Below are 1,085 nucleotides of genomic sequence, written 5' to 3'. Positions count from 1 at the left end.
TCCCGGCTACCTGCAGCACCACCGGGTATTGGCTCGTAAACCATCCGACGGTGCGCGTAATGTCCAGATCCGGCAGAATTGGCTCCCGGCCGTGTCCTTCCAAATTTACCGGCACTTGCTCCATCCCGGTCCATTCGTGGATCGCCGTCCCTAACGCCGTCAGCAGCAGATCGTTCACTTCCGTGTTGTATGCACGGGGCGCCTGCTTCAAGAGCTGCTCCGTTTCCTCTTGCGTCCACTGCACCGTGACCGTTTCGCTATCTCGAAGCAGAGCTTTCTCCTGCGTGTCGTGATCTTTGGGCAGCGGCGTGCTCACGGCTTGCTCCAGCTCCCGTTCCACCTGCCGCCAATACTCCCGTTCGCGTTCCATCGCCGGACCGCCAGCATACTGCGCCAGCTGCTGCGCCCACATCTGGAACGAATCTGTTTTTTGCGGAAGTCGGATCGGCTGTCCCTGCACGGCTTCTTCATAGCCTGCCGAGATATCCTCCAATAAAATCCGCCACGACACCCCGTCCACCGCCAAATGGTGAATGATTATCAACAGATGGTCGCCGTCCGCGCACCGGAACAATGCCAGCTTCATCAGAGGCCCTTCGCTCAAGTCAATACCCGCTTGAATTTCGCTGGCCTTGGCTTGAACCACCTGGGCAACGTCAGCCCCTTCGCGCCTTAGATCGATCAGCTCCATGCTGTACAGCTCGCCTTCGCCCACGCCGCGATTCCAGGCTTCATACCCGCTTTCGCCCTTGCGGAACACCATCCGAAGCGCGTCGTGATGCTCCGCGATCTTCTTCATCGTCTTCGCTAGCGCTGCTCCGTCGAAGCCCTGCTCCCGGTGCAGCATAAGCGCTTGATTGTAGTGATGCGGCTCGGCCTGCTGCCGGTCGAAGAACCAGCGTTGAATCGGCGTCAGCCCGACCTCGCCCTTCGCTTCTCCTTGGTCTGCCGTCCGGCTGGCCTTTTGCACGTAGGGACTCAGCTCCGCTATGGTCGGACGAGCAAACAAGTCCCGGATTTCCAGTCTGTAACCGGCCTGCTGCAGCCGGGATGAAATTTGTATCGCTTTGATCGAGTCGCCGCCA

1 protein-coding gene is annotated in these 1,085 nt (G+C 59.5%); it reads right to left on the bottom strand.

Going from position 1 to position 1,085, the window contains the following annotated elements:
• On the bottom strand, positions 1 to 1,085 hold a 1,085-nt coding region (locus tag QMG93_RS34925), incomplete at both ends, for a condensation domain-containing protein (RefSeq protein WP_281944504.1).

The sequence above is a fragment of the Paenibacillus tyrphae genome, assembly GCF_027925525.1.
Taxonomy (GTDB): Bacteria; Bacillota; Bacilli; order Paenibacillales; family NBRC-103111; genus Paenibacillus_G; species Paenibacillus_G tyrfis_B.
The sequence above is the reverse complement of the archived record's forward strand: the minus strand, read 5'-3'. Positions and strand labels throughout refer to the sequence as shown.